This window comes from Aquimarina besae (assembly GCF_042434905.1).
Taxonomy (GTDB): Bacteria; Bacteroidota; Bacteroidia; order Flavobacteriales; family Flavobacteriaceae; genus Aquimarina.
Genome location: NZ_CP170199.1, coordinates 950595 through 967270, shown reverse-complemented (window position 1 = coordinate 967270; position 16676 = coordinate 950595). Strand labels below are relative to the sequence as shown.

Sequence of the window (16676 nt, the reverse complement as noted above, 5' to 3'; positions counted from 1 at the left end):
TAAAGCAAATTCTTAACTTTAGCTTAAAAATGATCAAGAACGCATATTCAATACTACTCTTGCTCTTCATTGTTGTCTTCGCCTGCGCCTCTGATGATAATCTTGTTCTGGAAAATGAAGAAGAACAAATGGAAGAGACCAAAACCTTTTCCTTTTTAGCCTTAGGCGATTCATATACCATTGGTCAAGGAGTGACTGAAGCGGAAAGTTGGCCTTTTCAATTAAAAGATGCTTTCGCCTCTCCAACAAAAAAAATTGAAGAGTTAACGCTAATTGCAAAAACAGGATGGACTACCGGTAATTTAATCGAAGCTATCGAAGAAACAAATCCTGAAAATCACGATTTGGTTTCATTACTTATTGGTGTTAATAATCAGTATCAAAGAGGAAATTTTATAACCTTTCAATCAGAGTTTGATTTTCTTTTGAATAAAGCGATCTCTTTGGCAAATGATAAAAAAGACCAAGTCATTGTTGTTTCTATACCCGATTATGGGGTTACGCCTTTTGGATCCTCAAACAGCGAAGTGATTGCTACAGAAATTGACAATTATAATGCCTACATAAAACAAAAATGCACTGAACTACAAGTGGTATTTATTAACGTCACTACTATTTCTAGAGATCTAGGTGATTCTGAAGGAGCCTTAGCTACTGATAATCTGCATCCCAGTGCGTATCAATATAGTTTATGGGTGGAGAAGATATTAGCTGTTGCAAGAGAAATTTTAAACTAATCAAACCGCCTCAAATAATTTACCTGGTAAAGGTCTGACAACTCCTTTTAATTCTAAGTTCAATAACATAGAGGCTGTTTTAAAAGTAGGAATTTCACATTGTAAGGCAATTACATCCAGCAATTCTTTTCCGTTTTTGTTGAGAAAGCTGTAAATTTTCTTTTCATCACCTTCTAACTCCACAAATAACTGTTTCTGTACGGCTGGTGTTGAGCTTTCTTCCAGTTCCCAGTTTAACATGTAGATGAGATCTGCTGCATTGGTTAGCATATGAGCTCTTTGTGTTTTAATCAACATATTGCAACCAGCGCTCCAGGGGTCACCCGCTCTTCCTGGTACGGCAAAAACTTCACGATTATACGAATTGGCAATTTCTGCGGTAACCAAAGAACCTCCTTTATCGGCACTTTCTATAACTATGGTAGCTTCACTGAGTCCGGCAATGATACGATTTCTGCCCAAAAAATTTTTCCGGTCAAAGGTATCTGTACTCCAGAAATCTGTAAAGAATCCTCCATTTTCTTCAATTTCTGACATGTACTTTTTATGGGCTTTGGGATAAATTTGATTCAATCCGTGAGCCAAACATCCAACTGTTTGCAAATTATGTTTTACTGCTGCCCTTTGCGCAGTGATATCCACTCCATACGCAAAACCTGAAACAATCACAGGATTTAATGGAACGATAGTTTCAATCAGTTCTTCACAGAATCTTATTCCGTAACTTGTTACTTTTCTGGTACCTACGATGCTTACTAATTTTCTATTTTTTAGGTCTATATTTCCTTTACTAAATAAAACTACCGGACCATCTATACAATGTCTTAATTTTTCAGGATACTCTGATTCATCATAGGCCATATACTGTATATCATTATCCAATATAAAATTAAGTTCGCTCTCGGCAGCTTTCTGATGTTTGCTTTGATGGATTTCTTTGACCTTTACCGTTCCAATACCATCAATTTTTAACAAGTTTGCTGGTTTTTCTTTTAAAACTGCCTCAGCCGATCCCACCTCTCTTATTAATTTTTTAATAGAGCTATCACCCAAATTAGGGGCTTTTTTTAAAGTTAATAACGCAATTAATTTTTCTGTGTTCATTTAATCTGCTATAAGTCAGCACAAGAAACGAAAAAAATCAAAACTGTTAATAAAATCAAGGGTTTTAGTTACTATTAAAACCAAAAATTTTTACCTTTGAAATACAAATAAAAAAATAGCATTTAAGTAGGGGGCGATGAATAATACAGCAAAATATATCACTGAATTATTATACAGGTATGAATGTGTAATCTTACCAGGATTCGGCGCATTCTTGACTAAGCGTCAGCCCGCAATGATTCAGGAATCTACACACGCTTTTTTTCCTCCTCAGAAATCGATTGCTTTTAATAGTCAATTACAAAATAATGATGGGTTATTAGCCAACTATATCGCTACCGCTGAACATATATCTTATACTGATGCAGTTGCTAAAATTCAACGCTATGTTTTATCATTAAATAATAAAATGGCCTCAGGAAAAAGGATAGAATTAGATGGGATCGGATCTTTCTATACCTCTATTGAGGATACTTTACAATTTGAACCTTCACAGGAAGTGAATTATCTAACTGAAGCATTTGGTCTAAATTCCTTCATATCTCCTTCTATTATACGAACAGAAGAAAAACCTGCTGAAAAGGTAGTATCAGCAAAGGTAACTCGTGAAACTTACAAAGAAGAGGTGCAGGCAATTGAAGAAACCACTCCGATCGCATTCACGCCGGAAAGAAGACGTGAGCGTCCATATTTGAAATATGCAGCAATCATTGTTTTAGGTCTTGGTGTTATAGGATCCATTGGATTAAATCAGTTTAATCAAGCAGTTGATTTAGAAAATGATCGCATTTCTATTAATGCTGATAAAGAAATTGAAAACAAAATTCAGGAAGCTACTTTTGAAATAACCAGCCCTCTGCCAGCTATCAATTTGAATATCATCAAAGCTGAAGAAGATATCATTACAGCTTCTAAAACAGATCTTACTGCTTCATTTTCAGGAAAATACCACGTGGTTGCAGGGGCCTTCAGAATTAAAAAGAATGCTGCAAAAAAAGTACGCAAGCTAAAAGCTAAGGGATTTGATGCTCGCGTTATCGGAGTAAACAAATATGGTTTGCATCAGGTCGTTTATAACAGTTATGACAACAGAGTTGAGGCATTAAAAGCATTACGAAACATAAAGAATCAACAAGATCGTCGTGCCTGGTTATTGGTTCAAGAACTTTAAATCATATTTTTCTATTTCTTTCAAAATATTTTTCTCAATTAGTGTTCAATAATGATTAGGTTTCGACACTGATTTATTGTTCGAGCATACATTCTTTATTATTTTTTATAAAAACATTACACATTCGGTAATTGATTAAAAATAGCTGTATATCAGTTTTATGTGATCCTATAGTCATTAGTTTATCTTACCTGATTATCTTTGCCAAAAATTACCAAAATTTATGGAAGCGAGATATCCTTCGGAATCGAGAACTATACTAACCGACCTTGTTTTACCTGGAGAAACCAATCCGCTTAATAATTTATTCGGAGGTGAATTGCTGGCACGCATGGATCGTGCTGCTGGTATTGCTGCCGGAAGACATTCGCGCAGAATAGTTGTAACAGCCTCGGTAAATCATGTCGCGTTTAGTAAAGCAATTCCACTAGGAAGTGTTGTAACCGTAGAAGCAAAGGTTTCTCGTGCATTTAAGTCGTCTATGGAGGTTGTTATAGATGTTTGGATAGAAGATCGTCAAAGTGGCGATAAAACCAAAGCAAATGAAGCGATATATACATTTGTAGCAGTAAATGAAAGTGGAGCACCTGTATCTATTCCACAGATTAAACCAGAAACTGAATTAGAACAGCAACGTTATGATGCTGCTTTAAGACGTAAACAATTGAGTTTGGTGCTAGCCGGTAAAATGAAACCGAACGATGCTACCGAATTAAAGGCTCTGTTTACTTAACTATAACAGCCCCGCTCCTAGCGCAACAGAAATGAGGATCAACATAATCGCTACTACAATCTGAAGAAACTTTAAGGTGACCTTTTTTAGCAACTTATTTCCTAAAAACGCTCCCACGATAGCGGATAGTGTTGCACAAATCACTAGCGGAAGATTATCACTGATACCAGATTCGGAAATATTCGTTGCATACACACCGAGCCTTGTAAAGTCAACAAACGTAGAAACCACCACAGCAGTACCGATAAAAGCTTCTTTAGAAAGTCCTGCTTTGATCAAAAAAGCGGTGCGCAAAGCTCCCTGATTACCAGAAAGCCCTCCAAAAAAACCGCTTAATGCTCCTCCAAGTGGAAGTTTCTCTTTGCCGAATTTTAGTTTTGTGAAATATGGAATCAAATCCATACTGGCAAAAATTATTAATAAAATTGAAATGATGAATTTTACCGGGAATACTTCAAAGTTTTTGTCAAACAAACTATATCTAAAAAGTGGTTTAATATCTGAAATATGAATAAGTACCCACGCGCCAGCAAAAGCTGCTATCACTGCCGGAATCCCAAACCGTAACAGCACCGATTTATCTGCCTTTCTTCCTACCAAAAGCAGTTTAAAAACATTATTGAAAAAATGCACCACGCCAGTTAAAGCTATTGCAATTTCTACAGGAAAGAAAATCATGAGTACCGGTGTTAGGATCGTTCCTAAACCAAAACCTGAAAAAAAAGTGAGTATGGAAACAAAAAATGCTACAATCGAAACTATTACTATCTCCATTATTTGCTACATCTTATAAATCCAGGTTTGTGGATTCATTTTTTTTGTGTCCTTAAAAATTAAAAATTTCATAATCGCACGACCCGTTGCCGGATTAACACGCACTTCACCAATATTTTGCTTTGTAGAAACTTTTTGACCTTCTTTTACAGAAATATTTTCCAGATTATAATATACAGTGATATAATTACCATGACGCACGTGCACCAATCTACCTGCGTTTTTCAGTTTTTGTATCGCCATAACTTCTCCTTCAAAGATCGCTCTGGCTTTTTCACCAGGCCTTGTTTCCAGTTCTACTCCACTACTATTTATCTGAATATTAGGTAATGTTGGGTGTGGTTGTCTACCATATTTTTTAGTAATTCTTCCGGTGCCTACCGGCCAGGGAAACTTTCCTTTATTAGCAGTAAAACTGTCAGCTAATTTTTTGTCTTCTGGTGTCAACGCAAATGTGGTTGCCGATCCTTTCTTAGAAGCTTTCTTACCCGCTTTTTTGTTTGCTTTTGCAATAGCTTCACGAATTAGCTTCTCTATAGCTTTATCGATGGCACTTGCCTGCTCTTGTTTTTTCTTTATCTCTTTTTTGTAGGTACCTTCCTTTTTTCGAATAGAAGCCATTAAGCTTTGTTGCTGTTTTTTTTCTTCTTTTAACCTTTCCTGTGCCTCTCTATTCTCTGCTACCAGTCGCTCTTTATTTTTTTTACGCTGTAATAAGTCTTTATTAAGGGTTTGAAGTTCTTCTGTACGCTTTTGTATCTGATCCGCTTGTTCTTTACGATGCTCATTATATTGCTTCATATACTGAAGCCTCTTATATGCCTGCGTAAAATCGGATGAAGATAAAAGAAACATGATTTTGCTTTGTTGCGATTTGCTTTTGTACGATTTAACGACCATTCTGGCATAATCCTCTTTCAACGCTTTGAGTTCATCTCGATACGACTCCATTCTCTTGAGATTGGCATTTATCTCTCGTGTTAACAGATTTGCTTGCTGGTTCGTGACTTTAATAAGATTTTGTCGTGTATTTATCTGAGAATTCAACGTTTCTACTTCATCAAGTACAGAACGTTGTTTGAGCTTAGTGTCTGCCAACAAAGATTTCATTTGCTCAATCTGTTCTTTAAGACGTTGTCGTTGTTCTTCCAGTTGTTGTTGTCTGGTACTTTGAGAAAATGATGAAATGCTCATTAGTAGCATTCCTAAAATGATATATTTAAATTTTTGTAGCTTCATTCTATAGTTACTTGCTCGTATCCTGATGGTATTTTAAACGGAAAACTAACACTTGCATTGTAATCAACACTTCTATAATCAATCATAATGGTAGTTCTTGCGATTCCCTCTGATGCCAGAATATTAATTTCTTTAGGAAAATCTTGATCTCCAACTTTTTGATACTTACCGTAACTTATAAGTAAATTTCTGTTTTCTAAAGGTTGTTTTAGTTGCTGAGAAAATATTTTAAAACTACCCGGGTTTACTATGAATAGCCGTTCGAATAAAGCCAATTCTTTTTTAGGACGTAATCTATATTTTTGATTTTCTAGAGATGCACTATATTTTTCTTCCCTAAGATCAAACAAAGCTTGCCCTAGAAGAAGTTGCTGTACTTTTTCAAAATCCAAGTCCGTTCCCAACCACTCGCTTAATAATTTAAAGTCACCTTCAAAATATGTGTTATTGATTTTTTCGTAATAGCTTACTTTTTCGGGTGTAATAAGTGCTTTGGCCAGGGTAATCCCTAATAATTTAGCACTTACCCATATTTTTTTGTCTTTTTCCAGTCGCAAGGTGACATTTGGGCTAAAAGATTGTTTGCCATCATCATATCTAACTTTAACTTTAGCATTTATGGTAGTAAAGTTAAATGCGTTTTTATAATGGTTGGCTACTATTTTCTCTGTTTTTAGCTTTTTTACGGTAGCTCCTGAAATTGCTTTAGTCCCTTTACAAGATTGTAGTATAATTAGCGAAAAACATAACAGATAAAATACTCTATTCATTATCCTTTATGATTTTTTTTTAAGCTGAACGGATCTTTCTTTGTATTCTGAAGCTTTCAGTTGATTTCCCATCTTTAGATATGCCTCTCCGATTTGATTATAAAAATCGGATTCCATTTTAGAATCATCAATAATATAATCCATTCCGATACTCAAAATATCAATCGCCTCTTCATACTTGTTAAGGTTCATTAAGGAAACACCGTTTACCAAATATAAAATGGGCTGTGAGGGGTACATTTCTATCGCGAGCTCACTTCCTTCTTTAGCTTTTTCAAATCGCTTTAAATCGAGTTGTAGTAACAACATCTTTCTTAGAACAGCGAAATTACTTGCACTATCCTTCAATCCTCTTTCATAGTAATTAAGTGCAATTTCTTTCTTATCCTTTTCGTAGAAGTAATTCCCTATTTCTGTAAATATTTTACTACTTCCTGAATCTTCAGAAAATAATTTTGTTACTTCTATAAGTTTTGTTTCATAGCCAGGGTTTTTATCTACAAATATCAAAAAGTCGTTAATTACTTTATATTTGGATTCTGCGTCAATCTTATCGCTACTTACCACAATTTTCATCGAATTAACGGCTTCTTCTGTATTATTATTATCCAGATAAAACTTGTACAATGCTAAATGTGCTAACTGCGATTTTGGTTTCTGTTCCAGAAGTAACTGTGCCGTTCCGAAAGCTTTCTCTACTTGATTATCCTGACTGTATAAATAAATAAGATTTAAGTAGTTTTGCTCTTCTTTGGGATTTTCTGCTATTTTTTCTTCTAATATGGTAATCTGAGAATTAGGATTACTAATTTTTAATGCTATTTTTTTTCTTAATTTATCACGGTAAGAATCTGTACCAAGCTCATCGATAAGCTCATCAACTACTCTTAGCGCATCATCGTATCTTTCTTCTAAAAAGTATAAATTGGCCAACTGCTCTTTGTACATACTATCATAAACAGCTAGTTTCTCTACAACATTGATAGATTCTGTATACTTTCTTTGTTTAAAATATACTTCAAACAGTGATTCGAGCACGTATCTATCGTTTGGCTTTTCTTCTAAAACCTTTTTAAAATTGCTTGCTGCCTGATCATAGTTTTTTAGATCCAAATAGTTTTTACCTAGTTCATAATATAACGCAATAGGTTTTGGATTGGCTTCAATACATCGTTCTAAAGCACTAATAGCCCTGTCATAATTAGTAATCGCTCTTTGCTTTAATGCTTCAAAAAAACTTTCTCTAAATACATCCGACACATCTCCAAGATCATCCAAAATCTCTACTTTTTTAAGAGATTCGGGTTCTTGAGAAAAAGCAATATTTGCCCCTCCTCCAAGAAAGATCATAGAAATAATAAGATGTCGCCAAAATTTAATCATCTGAATTTTTAATACACTGATCATTAATTATTCCAAAGTAGAATAGTCACCGATACTAACTGTCGTATATTTTTCGTCATAATGTACGTGATTACCAATCATCGCATTGTCTAAGTTAGCATTTTTTATGACAGTTTGCTTCTGTATCAAACTATTTTTAACATTGCTATCCAATATCGTACAGCCATCTCCTATAGAAACATTAGGACCAACAGATCCATTCTTTATGGTTACTCCTTTTCCGATATAACAGGGTGGAATTATGGTAGCATTTTCTAATGAAACATCGTCACTTATCAACTTTTCTCCGTCAGTTTCTAAAAATCCTAACATTCTAGTATTAGTTTCTACGGTTACATTTTTGTTTCCGCAATCCATCCATTCTTCAACCTGACCGGTAACAAACACTTTACCATCGGCCATCATCCTTTTGATACCATCGTTAATCTGGTATTCTCCCCCATTGATAATATTATTGTCGAGTACGTGTTGGAGCTCATTTTTTAATACAGCAATATCTTTAAAATAATAAATCCCAATCACTGCAAGATCTGAGACAAATTCTTTTGGCTTTTCAACCAATTCTACAATCTCATTATTATCATTTAGCTTAACCACTCCATATGCTTCAGGTTTATCAACTTGTTTAACCCAGATTACAGAGTCAGCTTCTTTATCTAAATTAAAATCAGCTCTTATCAATGTGTCTGCATAGGCTACTACAGCAGGTCCGGATAACGAATCCTTTGCACACATAATCGCATGACCTGTTCCTAAAGGTTGATCTTGTCTGTAGATAGAAGCTTTGGCCCCAAGTTCTTCAGCGAGTGTAGTTAAACTTTCTACGACATCATCTCCAAAAAAAGCAGGGTCGCCCAACACAAACGCTATTTCTTCTACAGGTTCTCCCAAAACTTTTGCTATATCAGAAACTAATCGATGAACAATTGGTTTTCCTGCTACCGGAATTAATGGTTTAGGCACTGTGAGCGTGTGAGGTCTTAAACGAGAGCCTCTTCCTGCCATGGGTACGATGATTTTCATTCTTTATTTTCTTTTTTGATTGGTTGATTATTTTACTCCAGTGCTACCAAAGCCACCTGCTCCTCTAACGGTTTCAGAAAGTTCTGACACCTCATTCCATTCTGCTCTTTCGTGCTTTGCAATGACTAACTGTGCTACTCTTTCTCCATTTTCTATTTCAAAATCTTCATTGGACAGATTGACTAAAATCACTCCTATCTCTCCTCTATAATCAGCGTCTATAGTTCCTGGCGCATTTAGAACAGTAATGCCTTTTTTTGCTGCCAAGCCACTTCTAGGGCGAACTTGCGCCTCAAAACCTACCGGTAATTCTATAAACAATCCTGTTTTGACTATGGTTCTTTCTAAAGGTTTAAGCGTAATAGATTCATTTAGATTAGCTCTCAAATCCATTCCGGCAGAAGCAATAGTCTCATAATGTGGTAACTCGTGTGATGATTTGTTAATGATATTTATCTGCATACTATTTTATATAAATCACTGTTATCCCTCTATTCGGTCAATCCGCTAGAGAAGACAGAAGATTATCTTTTTAATATTTCTTTTAATTCTTTTTTTTCTGAAGCGTACAAAATTACTAAAAACACCAGTAATAAAGGGATAGAAATCATATAATTACTGTCAAATATGTAAAACGAAATAATAGAAAAACTTATCGAAAGAGTCAAATACATTCCTATCTTTTTTAAGTCGTAAGGAATCGGATAATATTTTCTTCCAAAATACCACGATACTATCATCATTGTCCCATATGCTGCAAAGGTGGCTATTGCAGAACCTACATATGTATATTCTGGAATCAATAGAAAATTAAGCATCAAAGTGATTATTGCTCCAAAAACCGATATATAAGCTCCAAATTTAGTTCTGTCTGTTACCTTATACCAAACTGAAAGGTTATGATAAATCCCTAAGCAAAAATTGGCTAGTAAAATGAAAGGAACAATTTTTACGGCCTCCCAGTACGATGTATCTCTTAAAAAAGCAATTTTCAAAACGTGAACAAACACAATCACGAACAAAAAGATAAAAGAACCTAAAATCACAAAGTACTTAGTAATCCTAGCATAGGTTTCTGGTGCATTTTTATTCCCGGCATAATTAAAGAAAAATGGTTCTATCCCTAATCTAAAAGCGGTAGCAAATAATGTCATAAACAATGCTAATTTGTAACATGCAGAATACACACCCACCATATGTTCGGCTACGTTTTCGGGCAATAATTTATCCAATAGTATTCTATCGAAAGTCTCGTTAATAGAATATGCTATACCCGCTACCAAAATCGGCATGGCGTATTTCATCATCTTTTTCCATAATACTCGATCAAAACGATACTTAATCTTAGTGTAGAAAGGTAATAATACCAGCAATGCAAATCCGCTAGCAATTAGATTAGAAATAAAAATGTAGCTGATCTCATAATCATCCTTACAGATCCAATCTAATGCCGTGAAATGAAACGAAAGTTGTTTTAAATAGAGCAAAAAGAAAACATTAAGCCCAAAATTGATAGCAACATTCGCTATTTTGATTACTGCATATCTTATAGGATGCTCTTTTGCTCTTAACCACGAAAACGGAATAATTACTAAAGCATCTAAGAGTAATATCCAAATTACCAGATTTATATACTCCAACTTAATATCGGTCCAAACTGATATTTGCTCTTTTAGTAATAGAGCAATAGCTACAAATATCAAAGATGATATTGCTATCGATATAGCACAAGTACTCACAACTTTTTCTTTATCGGATTCTTTATTAAAGAACCTGAAAAAAGCAGTTTCCATACCGTATGCTAACAACACATTGAATAACACAAAATATGAGAAGATAATGGAAACCTTACCATACTCTTCTGTTGGTAATTGATCTGTATATAAGGGAACTAAAAGAAATGACAACATGCGCGGCAGCACTGTTGCCATTCCGTATATAAACGTTTGTTTAAAAAGTTTTTGAAAAATTCCCAACTGTTATGCTATTGTGGCCTTAAAAATACAATTTTTATTGCCTTGGCTGCATTGGATATGCTTTCAATTCTTTTTCTGGTAATGTATCAAGTTTGAAATATCCTTGTTTACCATTCTTAGTGTACGCAATGATACATTCATTATTTTCTAATTCGAATGGTATTTTTTCTTCAATTTCAGGAACTTTATTATTGTATTCTTCCTTTGGGTCATCACTCATCACAATATCCTTTTCAACCGTTGCAGGATCTTTGTAACGTCCTACATAAACCGACTCTTTCGATTTACGTTGCAGATCGACTTTTTTACCTTTGAAATAGGCTGTTTCTAACTGCACATCAGAATTAGGATCAACAGGAAAATATACCATAAACCCTGAACCTCCTCCTCTTACTCCGGAAACCCAATTCTGAAAATAAGGATCATTTAATTGTACCGGTGCTGTTTTATCAATCTTTTGACTTGTTGCACATTGCGTAAAAGAGGCAAGTAAAGCAACTAAACCTATCTTAGTAAGAAGCTGTCTAATTTTTATTGTTCTGTTTCCCATTTTTCTTTCATGCGTTCTCGCATTTTTGTTTTCCATTTTTTAATATCTCTTGTGTTAAAAACAAAATTCATTCCAAGGTTAAATGCCACTCCCGAAAACAATTTAGTATCGTTACCATTAGTTATGTTTAATCCATACATATATGGCACACCAAATTCTAATTCCAGACATTTAGCAAATCTATAATTAATTCCGGCACCGGCAGTTAGTAACAATAATCCTCCGCTATTATCTTCGATAGCGATATCGGCCGGATCATTTGCTTCATATCGTATGGCTCCAATACCCACTCCTGATTCTAAATAGAAACTAAATTTACCGCTATTAATTGCGTGCTTTCTAAAAGAAGGTATAAATCCATAGGCCTGAACCTCTGCATCCCTACCACTTTCTTGTTCTATGTCTTGCGGAAACATAACAAATGCAGCAGTATTGATTGCAAATCTGTCTGAAACATAAAAAGATAAGCTTGGTTTGGCAACTATACCACTATAGCCATTGCCTAAGTCCATAAGAGGGACACCGGCAATTCCCATTTTAATATCTCCTGCTTCGTGTAAATTTTCTGATTCTTGCGCTTGTATTGTAGCTCCAAAAGATGCAATCATAAGGATCGCGAAAAGTCTAATTGTTTTCATTTTTCTTTTTTACGCTAAAGATAGAAAACGAAAATGCGCTTTATCATAAAAAAAACAAAAAACCTCATACTCGGTAAAGAATGAGGTTAAGCAGTATTGTTAGAACTAATTGAATTTTTGAATTCAGATGTTCTATATTTTTTTTAAGAATGTTATTTGATTTTTGAATTTAGATGTTCTATATTCTTTGGCACCAAATCAACAGACATAGCATTATAATCATGATAAATTATCTCACCTGTATATCCGTCTATAACTTCCACAAACTTTTCCTTAGCCGCACTAGTAGACATTAGATAGTAAAAAGTTTCTTTATCATTTAATATTTTATTCTGTAAACTCTTTCTATCAATATATTGATATTTCCAAGGGTAGTTTTCAAAAAGCTTATCAGCATCTTTTCTATCAACAAGCTTTAACTTTCTTGGATGTAATCTCATTTTTATTTCTTCGGGAACATAAAGGATTTTCTCCTTTAAATCCGATAGTCTTTTTAGGTTCTCATATTTACCATAGAATCCGCGCTTTTCATTATTTAAAAGCAACCTATTAATTTCTGTTAATTGGTTTTTAAGGTAACCTAATCCATAGTTAAATCCGAGATAGACTTTAGCTATATTTTTAGTTTTCTTCTTTCCTTCTTTAATATGGTATTTATAACTATAATAACTCCTATTAAAAGTACCAGTAGAAAACCAATTATTAGTGTCACTAGGATTACTTACTGAAGAGTTTGAATTTAACGTGCTAGTACTAAAACCTAATGAAAATACAGAATACTTAGTGTTTCTATCATAGTCTTTATACTCCTCATTAGATATGACCTTAAAATCATTAAAAGTCCAAACCTCCGAAATTACTTTCTCTAAAGAATCCTTTTCATAAATGTCAAGTACAAAAAGAGTAGTTCTGTTTTTTAGGTTTTCATGTTCTTCTTTTTCGAAATCCCAAGTAGATACTTGAGCAAACAAAGAATTACTTATTAAGTATATATAAACTAACATTAAACCATTTCTCATAACACAAAATTATTTAAATCTCTTTAATATACTATAAAAAGTTATTGTAATCACATACAATAACTTTTTATATATCAAACTAATATTCTTAACCATTCAATGCTTCTGCACCACCAACGATCTCTAAGATCTCATTCGTAATAGAAGCCTGTCTAGCTTTGTTATATTGTAATTTTAAAGAATCTCTTAATTCTGTAGCGTTATCAGTTGCTTTATGCATTGCGGTCATACGAGCACCGTGTTCTGAAGCAAAAGAATCACGAATTGCCTTGTATAATTGTGTCTTGAGTGATTTAGGAATCAATTGTTCTACAATTTCTTCTTTCGATGGCTCAAAAATGTAATCCAAATTAGCATTTCCTTCACCCTTTATTGGTTGAATTGGTAAAAACTGTTCTGTAGTTACCATTTGCGTAGCTGCGTTCTTAAACTTGTTATACACAATTACTACTTTATCGTAAGAACCACTGGTAAATAACTCCATCAATTGCTCAGCGATTTCTGCAACATTCGCAAAAGTTAAGTCATCAAATACTTCACTTTTATTGGCAACAACAGTATGTGTTTTAGAAACAATATCATTTACTTTTTTACCGATGGTAAAAAAGTCAACTTGCTTACCTGCATACACGTTATTGTATAACTCTCTTGAAGCTTTTACAATATTAGAATTAAAAGCACCTGCCAAACCACGATTAGAAGCAATTGCTACTACTAAAACTTTGTTTACTTCACGTTGCTCAGAAAATGAACTTGCACTATCTCCTTCCAAAGATGCACTTAGGCTCTGTAACAATTCCGTAAGTTTATCCGCGTAAGGACGCATTGCAGTGATCGCCATCTGAGCCTTATTCAACTTTGCAGCCGATACCATTTTCATGGCACTGGTAATTTGCATCGTTGAAGACACAGAAGTAATTCTACTACGTAATTCTTTTAAATTTGCCATTTCTTATAATTATGAATTCTGAATTCAGAATTATGAATTTTTAATTATACTTACCAGAAGCTTTATTAGTTCTTCACATTTTTTGTTTAAATCATTCGGAATCTCCATTGTGGTTTCCTCAATGACATCTAGCCAAAAAGATGTTTCGTCCGCTTCTTTTAAAGCTATTCCTAATTTGTTTTTGAAATCCTTGGTGCTTACTCCTCTTTGTGATTCTCTTACATTAGCTCCAATACTAGTGCCACTCCTTATAAGCTGACTAGCAATTTCATATTCATTCTTCTTTTTTAATTCCTTACAAAAATTTACAATATCACAACTGAAATAAAAACTTTTATCTACAATTACATTGTTTCTTTTTTTGTAAGCCATACCTAATTCATAATTCTGAATTTAGAATTCTGAATTATTTATATTTTGCTGAAATCTCTTTACAAGCTGAAAGTAATACGTCTGTTACTTCATCTGTTAGTTTTCCAGCCTTCAAAGTGTCTAATGTATCTCTATGCTTCGCATTAAGGTACTCAATATAGTCACTTTCGAACTCTTTTATTTTATTTACAGGAACGTCTCTTAATAAGTTCTTAGATCCAGCATAGATAATCGCAATCTGATCTTCTACGGTATATGGATCATTCTGAGCTTGCTTTAAGATCTCTACATTACGCTTACCTTTTTCGATTACGTTTAGCGTCGCTGCATCAAGATCAGATCCAAACTTAGCAAATGCTTCTAATTCACGGAACTGTGCCTGATCCAGTTTTAATGTACCTGCTACTTTCTTCATTGATTTAATCTGAGCAGATCCTCCTACACGAGATACAGAGATACCTACGTTAATTGCCGGACGAACACCAGAGTTAAATAAATCTGAAGTTAAGAATATCTGACCATCAGTAATCGAAATTACATTTGTTGGGATATAAGCGGATACGTCACCTGCTTGAGTTTCGATAATTGGCAAAGCTGTAAGTGATCCACCTCCTTTTACTTTATCTTTTAAAGAATCCGGAAGGTCATTCATATCTTTTGCAATACTATCATCTGCAATTACTTTTGCAGCACGCTCTAATAATCTAGAGTGAAGATAGAATACATCTCCAGGATATGCTTCACGTCCTGGTGGACGACGTAATAATAATGATACCTCACGATATGCTACCGCCTGCTTTGATAAATCATCATAGATAATTAATGCAGGACGACCTGTATCACGAAAATACTCACCAATTGCAGCACCTGCAAACGGAGCATATACCTGCATTGGAGCAGGATCAGAAGCATTAGCCGCAACAATAGTCGTATATGCAAGTGCTCCTTTGTCTTCTAATACTTTAGCGATATTTGCAACTGTAGATGCTTTCTGTCCAATCGCAACATAGATACAGTAAACTGGCTCACCAGCATCATAAAACTCTTTTTGATTCAGGATTGTATCGATACATACTGTTGTTTTACCAGTCTGACGGTCACCGATTACCAACTCACGCTGTCCTCTTCCGATTGGCACCATTGCATCGATAGACTTGATTCCTGTTTGTAATGGTTCATTTACCGGCTGACGGAAAACTACACCTGGAGCTTTACGCTCTAATGGCATTTCGAAAGTTTCACCTTCGATCGCACCTTTACCATCGATAGGGGTACCTAAAGTATCCACTACACGACCAACGATTCCTTCTCCAACATTGATAGAAGCAATTCTTTGTGTACGTTTTACAGTCACACCTTCTTTTACTTCTGTTGAAGAACCTAAAAGTACTACCCCAACATTATCTTCTTCGAGATTCAGTACGATTCCTTCTAGTCCAGATTCGAATTCTACTAATTCTCCATATTGAGCGTTAGACAATCCGTATACTCTGGCGATACCATCACCAATCTGTAATACTGTACCTACTTCTTCTAGCGAAGCCGTAGCTTCAAATCCAGATAATTGTTGTTTTAATATTGCTGATACTTCAGCAGGATTCACTTCTGCCATTTTATAATAGTTTGTAAAAATGAGTATAACTACTCATTCTCTTATTATTAAATTTATATTATTGAAGTAATTTATTAATTACTCAACTCTCTTTTTAAACTTGTTAGCTTATTAGCTATGCTTGCATTATACTGCAAATCTCCTACTCTAAGAATAAATCCACCGATAATACTTTCATCAATCACATTTTCTATGGTAGCCTCATTACCTGTCAATTCTTTGACCTTAGCCAGTACCAAAGTACTCAAAGCTTTGTCTAAAGGAACTGCTGTAGTGACGGTTGCTAACTGAGTATTATTTAACTGATCAAATAAAACAATATATTGCTTAGCAACATCCTCTAAAAGATTTATTCTTTTATTTTCGATGAGTATATCAAAAAGTTTCTTTGTAAGATCTCCAGTGTTTTTGAAAACCTCACGCAATGAAGCAAGCTTTACTTCGCTTTTGATCAAAGGACTGTTTAATACCATTCTAAGATCAGAACTACCCTCTATCGTAGCGATAATGTCTTGCATATCTTTCTGAACATCTTCTGTGGCATTTTTATCTTGAGCTAAACTCAAAACCGCCTTTGCATAACGTATTGCTGCTCTACTCATTTT

18 protein-coding genes are annotated in these 16676 nt (G+C 34.5%); 3 read left to right on the top strand and 15 right to left on the bottom strand.

What is annotated here, in order from left to right; genetic code table 11:
• The first annotated feature begins 29 nt into the window (after nucleotides 1-29).
• A complete protein-coding gene (locus tag ACE94K_RS04180; protein WP_378180368.1) occupies nucleotides 30-737 on the top strand; it encodes an SGNH/GDSL hydrolase family protein in 708 nt (235 codons plus the stop codon).
• Here ACE94K_RS04180 and dprA read toward each other — a convergent pair whose 3' ends face one another.
• Nucleotides 738-1841 carry a DNA-processing protein DprA gene (gene dprA, locus ACE94K_RS04175; protein WP_378180366.1) on the bottom strand — a complete coding sequence of 368 codons (1104 nt, stop codon included), beginning with the start codon at nucleotides 1839-1841 and terminating at the stop codon, nucleotides 738-740.
• A gap of 136 nt (nucleotides 1842-1977) precedes the next feature.
• Between dprA and ACE94K_RS04170 the strand changes: the two genes are divergently transcribed.
• On the top strand, nucleotides 1978-3012 hold the full coding sequence (locus ACE94K_RS04170; protein WP_378180364.1) for an SPOR domain-containing protein: 1035 nt from the start codon (nucleotides 1978-1980) through the stop codon (nucleotides 3010-3012).
• A 223-nt stretch (nucleotides 3013-3235) separates the two neighbouring features.
• Nucleotides 3236-3745, top strand: coding sequence for an acyl-CoA thioesterase (locus ACE94K_RS04165; RefSeq protein WP_378180362.1), 510 nt, complete (start codon nucleotides 3236-3238; stop codon nucleotides 3743-3745).
• On the opposite strand, the gene ACE94K_RS04160 is transcribed toward ACE94K_RS04165, so the two are convergent.
• The 14 genes from ACE94K_RS04160 to atpH all read right to left on the bottom strand — a co-directional run bounded on the left by ACE94K_RS04160 (nucleotide 3746) and on the right by atpH (nucleotide 16673).
• A complete protein-coding gene (locus ACE94K_RS04160; protein ID WP_378180360.1) occupies nucleotides 3746-4519 on the bottom strand; it encodes a sulfite exporter TauE/SafE family protein in 774 nt (257 codons plus the stop codon).
• Between the two features lie 6 nt (nucleotides 4520-4525).
• The gene (locus ACE94K_RS04155; RefSeq protein WP_378180358.1) at nucleotides 4526-5758 is read right to left on the bottom strand and encodes a murein hydrolase activator EnvC family protein; all 1233 of its coding nucleotides are present in this window, start codon (nucleotides 5756-5758) and stop codon (nucleotides 4526-4528) included.
• Complete coding sequence (locus ACE94K_RS04150) at nucleotides 5755-6528, bottom strand: DUF4292 domain-containing protein (RefSeq protein WP_378180356.1); 774 nt, start codon at nucleotides 6526-6528, stop codon at nucleotides 5755-5757. Before ACE94K_RS04150 ends, ACE94K_RS04155 begins: the two co-directional genes overlap by 4 nt.
• 6 nt (nucleotides 6529-6534) lie before the next feature.
• Nucleotides 6535-7911, bottom strand: coding sequence for a tetratricopeptide repeat protein (locus ACE94K_RS04145; RefSeq protein ID WP_378180354.1), 1377 nt, complete (start codon nucleotides 7909-7911; stop codon nucleotides 6535-6537).
• Nucleotides 7912-7938: 27 nt separating this feature from the next.
• On the bottom strand, nucleotides 7939-8955 hold the full coding sequence (locus ACE94K_RS04140; RefSeq protein ID WP_378180352.1) for a sugar phosphate nucleotidyltransferase: 1017 nt from the start codon (nucleotides 8953-8955) through the stop codon (nucleotides 7939-7941).
• 27 nt (nucleotides 8956-8982) lie between these two features.
• The gene (gene dut / locus ACE94K_RS04135) at nucleotides 8983-9417 is read right to left on the bottom strand and encodes a dUTP diphosphatase (RefSeq protein ID WP_378180350.1); all 435 of its coding nucleotides are present in this window, start codon (nucleotides 9415-9417) and stop codon (nucleotides 8983-8985) included.
• 62 nt (nucleotides 9418-9479) lie between these two features.
• Complete coding sequence (locus ACE94K_RS04130; protein ID WP_378180348.1) at nucleotides 9480-10931, bottom strand: oligosaccharide flippase family protein; 1452 nt, start codon at nucleotides 10929-10931, stop codon at nucleotides 9480-9482.
• A gap of 34 nt (nucleotides 10932-10965) precedes the next feature.
• Nucleotides 10966-11481, bottom strand: a complete 516-nt coding sequence (locus ACE94K_RS04125; protein ID WP_378180345.1) for a hypothetical protein — start codon at nucleotides 11479-11481, stop codon at nucleotides 10966-10968.
• Nucleotides 11463-12119, bottom strand: a complete 657-nt coding sequence (locus tag ACE94K_RS04120) for a hypothetical protein (protein ID WP_378180342.1) — start codon at nucleotides 12117-12119, stop codon at nucleotides 11463-11465. Before ACE94K_RS04120 ends, ACE94K_RS04125 begins: the two co-directional genes overlap by 19 nt.
• A gap of 152 nt (nucleotides 12120-12271) precedes the next feature.
• On the bottom strand, nucleotides 12272-13138 hold the full coding sequence (locus tag ACE94K_RS04115; RefSeq protein ID WP_378180339.1) for a hypothetical protein: 867 nt from the start codon (nucleotides 13136-13138) through the stop codon (nucleotides 12272-12274).
• 88 nt (nucleotides 13139-13226) lie between these two features.
• Complete coding sequence (atpG, locus tag ACE94K_RS04110) at nucleotides 13227-14087, bottom strand: ATP synthase F1 subunit gamma (protein ID WP_378180336.1); 861 nt, start codon at nucleotides 14085-14087, stop codon at nucleotides 13227-13229.
• A 30-nt stretch (nucleotides 14088-14117) separates the two neighbouring features.
• Nucleotides 14118-14459, bottom strand: a complete 342-nt coding sequence (locus ACE94K_RS04105) for a four helix bundle protein (RefSeq protein WP_378180333.1) — start codon at nucleotides 14457-14459, stop codon at nucleotides 14118-14120.
• Nucleotides 14460-14493: 34 nt separating this feature from the next.
• A complete protein-coding gene (atpA, locus tag ACE94K_RS04100; protein WP_378180330.1) occupies nucleotides 14494-16071 on the bottom strand; it encodes a F0F1 ATP synthase subunit alpha in 1578 nt (525 codons plus the stop codon).
• 74 nt (nucleotides 16072-16145) lie between these two features.
• Nucleotides 16146-16673, bottom strand: coding sequence for an ATP synthase F1 subunit delta (gene atpH / locus ACE94K_RS04095; RefSeq protein ID WP_378180327.1), 528 nt, complete (start codon nucleotides 16671-16673; stop codon nucleotides 16146-16148).
• Nucleotides 16674-16676: the final 3 nt, after the last annotated feature.

Excerpts from the sequence above, each read along its gene's own strand:
- ACE94K_RS04155 (WP_378180358.1), bottom strand. The coding sequence starts at position 5,758 with ATGAAGCTACAAAAATTTAAATATATCATTTTAGGAATGCTACTAATG.
- ACE94K_RS04115 (WP_378180339.1), bottom strand. The coding sequence starts at position 13,138 with ATGAGAAATGGTTTAATGTTAGTTTATATATACTTAATAAGTAATTCT.
- ACE94K_RS04180 (WP_378180368.1), top strand. The coding sequence starts at position 30 with ATGATCAAGAACGCATATTCAATACTACTCTTGCTCTTCATTGTTGTC.
- atpA (WP_378180330.1), bottom strand. The coding sequence starts at position 16,071 with ATGGCAGAAGTGAATCCTGCTGAAGTATCAGCAATATTAAAACAACAA.
- ACE94K_RS04140 (WP_378180352.1), bottom strand. The coding sequence starts at position 8,955 with ATGAAAATCATCGTACCCATGGCAGGAAGAGGCTCTCGTTTAAGACCT.
- ACE94K_RS04150 (WP_378180356.1), bottom strand. The coding sequence starts at position 6,528 with ATGAATAGAGTATTTTATCTGTTATGTTTTTCGCTAATTATACTACAA.
- ACE94K_RS04160 (WP_378180360.1), bottom strand. The coding sequence starts at position 4,519 with ATGGAGATAGTAATAGTTTCGATTGTAGCATTTTTTGTTTCCATACTC.
- ACE94K_RS04170 (WP_378180364.1), top strand. The coding sequence starts at position 1,978 with ATGAATAATACAGCAAAATATATCACTGAATTATTATACAGGTATGAA.
- dut (WP_378180350.1), bottom strand. The coding sequence starts at position 9,417 with ATGCAGATAAATATCATTAACAAATCATCACACGAGTTACCACATTAT.
- ACE94K_RS04145 (WP_378180354.1), bottom strand. The coding sequence starts at position 7,911 with ATGATTAAATTTTGGCGACATCTTATTATTTCTATGATCTTTCTTGGA.
- ACE94K_RS04165 (WP_378180362.1), top strand. The coding sequence starts at position 3,236 with ATGGAAGCGAGATATCCTTCGGAATCGAGAACTATACTAACCGACCTT.
- dprA (WP_378180366.1), bottom strand. The coding sequence starts at position 1,841 with ATGAACACAGAAAAATTAATTGCGTTATTAACTTTAAAAAAAGCCCCT.
- ACE94K_RS04120 (WP_378180342.1), bottom strand. The coding sequence starts at position 12,119 with ATGAAAACAATTAGACTTTTCGCGATCCTTATGATTGCATCTTTTGGA.
- atpH (WP_378180327.1), bottom strand. The coding sequence starts at position 16,673 with ATGAGTAGAGCAGCAATACGTTATGCAAAGGCGGTTTTGAGTTTAGCT.
- atpG (WP_378180336.1), bottom strand. The coding sequence starts at position 14,087 with ATGGCAAATTTAAAAGAATTACGTAGTAGAATTACTTCTGTGTCTTCA.
- ACE94K_RS04125 (WP_378180345.1), bottom strand. The coding sequence starts at position 11,481 with ATGGGAAACAGAACAATAAAAATTAGACAGCTTCTTACTAAGATAGGT.
- ACE94K_RS04105 (WP_378180333.1), bottom strand. The coding sequence starts at position 14,459 with ATGGCTTACAAAAAAAGAAACAATGTAATTGTAGATAAAAGTTTTTAT.